At 38.7% G+C, this 3,626-nt stretch carries 3 protein-coding genes; all 3 read right to left on the bottom strand.

Annotation, left to right across the window (positions count from 1 at the left end; genetic code table 11):
- On the bottom strand, positions 1-844 hold an 844-nt coding region (locus L1D51_RS20885; RefSeq protein WP_239964753.1), incomplete at its 3' end, for a sulfotransferase family protein.
- Between the two features lie 2 nt (positions 845-846).
- Positions 847-2,289 (bottom strand): sulfate adenylyltransferase subunit CysN, encoded by a 1,443-nt coding sequence (gene cysN / locus L1D51_RS20880; RefSeq protein ID WP_239964752.1) that lies wholly within the window; start codon positions 2,287-2,289, stop codon positions 847-849.
- A 61-nt stretch (positions 2,290-2,350) separates the two neighbouring features.
- Entirely contained in the window at positions 2,351-3,265 is a 915-nt protein-coding gene (gene cysD / locus L1D51_RS20875; protein ID WP_058583902.1) for a sulfate adenylyltransferase subunit CysD, read from the bottom strand.
- Positions 3,266-3,626 lie beyond the last annotated feature (361 nt).

The following is a 3,626-nucleotide window of genomic DNA, read 5'->3' as shown; positions in this document are numbered from 1 at the left end:
GATTATTTCTTCTGCAACAGCTATTATGAAGAGTTAATTTATAGCCTAACGAAATAATAATATCAGAAAGTTGATACTCTAGCTCTTGTATCTCAGAAGCCTTGAGCTTTTCTTTCCATGTAATTGCAGAGCTTTTATCTAACTTATTAGTTTTTATCTTTGAATGCTGGTTTTTAGTATAGTTGGGAAGCTTAAATGATGAAACCGTTCTTTCGCTCAATATATAATCAACCCCAAAATTTAAGCAAATACTCTTTAAAGTTTTTTCTTTACTATCTAAAACATCCTCATACTTAACTCTATATATGTTATTAGGAACTTCATTAGCTAATGCACTAGCAATATTAACAGCGTACCATTTAGCACCAAAAAAAGCAGTATTAGGCCCCCAGTCTAAGTCCTTCACTGATGAATATACAGCTCTGGGGTCCCTTACAATATGGATATAATTAACACTCCCTTTTGAAAACAAATCATTAATTACACTTGTTTTTCTTAAATTATTTGGGGTGTGGTCTATCCAAATAATAGGGTTATTAATTTTGTGTTTTTTAGCATAACACTTCACAGCAACTTCACAAAAGTATTCTAAACTTTTATCAGTTACAGCATCTCTTATCATGCTTTTTTCTTCTTTTGAGAAATCCCATAATAGGAATCTCCAGTGATTTAATAACCAAGAGATATGATCATCGGTAAGTTTTTCTTCTAAGCCGAATCTTTCTACAAACTCTGTTTTGAACTGCGACTCGGGTGTAACTACCGCCCCTTCGATTGTTCCTAGCAAACTACCAAGTAATGTTGTGCCACTTCTATCGCATCCGCCTATCAATATTTTAATCATAATTAAACTTCACCATTTACTGATAAGCATTCCCACTCTGGAAAATTTGTACGGATATACAGGTTTAAAGCAATTTCAGCTTCAGTGTAGACACGGGTATTGAAATTTAAGGTTAGAGATTTTGCAGTTGTATTTGTGATCATACCGGCACCAACCGTTACATTGGTTAAGCGGTCAATAATTATAAATGAGCCAGTACCTACGACTTGTTTATATTGGTCTATAACGACTGGAGCAGATGTTTCGATAGTACAATTTGCAATTTCGTTTAACTGTAATTCGCTGGCATCAATTTGCTCTAGGGTATTAACATCAATACGGTGGTTAATATTGCTGATTTTACCAAAGGTGTTTTTAGTACCAATTTTTAGCTCGTACTCTTTACCTGGTTGCATTGCAGCATCGGCCATCCACACAATGGTTGCGGCAAAGTTTGAGCTTGTTGTTGGTAGCTGCTTTTGGTCAGTGCTTGATTTAACAATGACATCACCGCGCGAAATATCAATTTCATCTTTTAAGGTAAGTGTTATGGCTTGACCTGCAAAAGCCGTTGGTAAATCCCCATCGGCAGTAACAATACGCTCTACTGATGATGTTTTACCTGATGGAAATGCTGTAATATGGTCACCTACATTAATAATGCCGCTGGCAATGGTGCCGCAAAAACCACGAAAATCCAAATTAGGGCGGTTAACATATTGTACCGGTAGGCGGAAAGTATCTAGGTTTTTATCGTCACTAATGGTTACGGTATCAAGTAACTGCATTAAAGTTGCACCTGGGTACCAGTCTAGGTTGTTACCTTTATCAACAACGTTATCGCCTTTAAGTGCCGAGATTGGCACAAAGCGCACATCAGGAATATCTAATTGCTCTGCAAAGGCTTTGTAATCGGCTTTAATTTGGCGGTAAACATCTTGGCTGTAATCAACTAGGTCCATTTTATTAATGGCTACAATTACGTGCTTCAGGCCAAGTAGTGATGCAATATAGCTATGACGCTTAGTTTGTGTTTGTACACCTTTACGAGCATCAATCATCACAATGGCTAGGTCACAGTTAGATGCACCAGTTGCCATGTTACGCGTGTATTGCTCGTGCCCTGGGCAGTCAGCAATAATAAACTTACGCTTTTCAGTGGCAAAGTAACGGTAAGCCACATCAATGGTAATACCTTGCTCACGCTCTGACTGAAGGCCATCTACCAGTAACGCTAAATCGAACTCTTCGTCTGTGGTATTGAATTTTTTAGAGTCATTTTTGATTGCCGCCATGTGATCTTCAAAAATTAATTTTGAGTCATGTAATAAACGGCCAATTAATGTTGATTTACCGTCATCAACATTACCACAAGTTAAAAAGCGCAGTAGATCTTTGTTTTCATGTTGTTTTAAGTAACCTTCGATATCTGTTTCAAGAAGGTTTGGGATAATTTGTTCAGTCATTATAAATCCTTTGAAAATGGAAGTTGTTAGTTATCAGAAGTCAGATTTCAGTCGCTTTCGCTTAGAAATAGCCTTCCATTTTCTTTTTCTCCATTGAACCTGATGAATCGTGGTCGATTACACGGCCTTGGCGCTCTGATGTTTTGGTTAGTAACATTTCTTGAATGATTTCTGGTAGCGTTGTGGCGTTAGATTCAACCGCACCTGTTAGCGGGTAACAGCCCAGGGTTCTAAAGCGTACCATTTTCTTCATTGGTACTTCGCCTTCTTCAAGTGGCATACGTTCGTCATCAACCATAATTAATGTACCGTCACGTTCTACTACCGGGCGCTCTGCTGCTAAGTAAAGTGGTACAATATCGATGTTTTCTAGGTAGATGTATTGCCAAATATCTAGCTCGGTCCAGTTACTTAGTGGGAATACACGAATGCTTTCGCCTTTGTTTACCTTGCCGTTAAAGGTATTCCATAACTCAGGGCGTTGGTTTTTAGGGTCCCAACGGTGGTTTTTATCGCGGAATGAATAAACACGCTCTTTAGCGCGTGATTTTTCTTCGTCGCGGCGTGCACCACCAAATGCCGCATCAAATTGGTATTTGTCTAACGCTTGTTTTAACCCTTGGGTTTTCATGATGTCGGTATGCTTTGCACTACCATGGGTAAACGGGCCTACGCCGGCATCTACACCTTCTTGGTTAATATGCACTAATAAGTCAAAACCTAGCTTTTCGGCCATTTTGTCGCGAAACTCGATCATTTCTTTAAATTTCCATGTTGTATCAACATGCATTAAAGGGAACGGTGGTTTAGCTGGGTAAAACGCTTTCATTGTTAAGTGCAGCATTACCGCAGAGTCTTTGCCGACAGAGTAAAGCATTACTGGGTTATCAAATTCGGCAGCAACTTCACGAATAATGTGGATAGATTCAGCTTCTAGTTGCTTTAGATGAGTCATGCGGGCTTGGGAGATTTCCATTTTTACTCCATGAAAGTATGCTTGGTTTCGAAAGAAAGAAGCCGTAGGAGAAGTCAGAAGTTAGATATCAGAGGTTAGACGGTAAATATCAGATGTTAGATATCAGAGGTTAGATATCAGAGCTTAGATATCAGGTTTCAGATATCAGTTTTTAGATACCAGGTGTCTGTTTTCGGATATCGGTGCTTTGATTTCAGAATTTGGGCTTCAATCACCGAGATTATTTAAAATTTTTATTCAATTCTAGGTTCTAGGTTCTAGGTTCTAGGTTCTAGGTTCTAGGTTCTAGGTTCTAGGTTCTAGGTTCTAGGTTCTAGGTTCTAGGTTCTAGGTTCTAGGTTCTAGGTTCTAGGTTCTAGGT

The sequence above is a fragment of the Pseudoalteromonas shioyasakiensis genome, assembly GCF_022398475.1.
Classification (GTDB): Bacteria; Pseudomonadota; Gammaproteobacteria; order Enterobacterales; family Alteromonadaceae; genus Pseudoalteromonas.
This window is presented reverse-complemented; position numbering and strand designations above follow the sequence as displayed.

Bases quoted from the DNA above. Each gene is read 5' to 3' on its own strand.
- cysN (WP_239964752.1), bottom strand. From the start codon at position 2,289: ATGACTGAACAAATTATCCCAAACCTTCTTGAAACAGATATCGAAGGT.
- cysD (WP_058583902.1), bottom strand. From the start codon at position 3,265: ATGGAAATCTCCCAAGCCCGCATGACTCATCTAAAGCAACTAGAAGCT.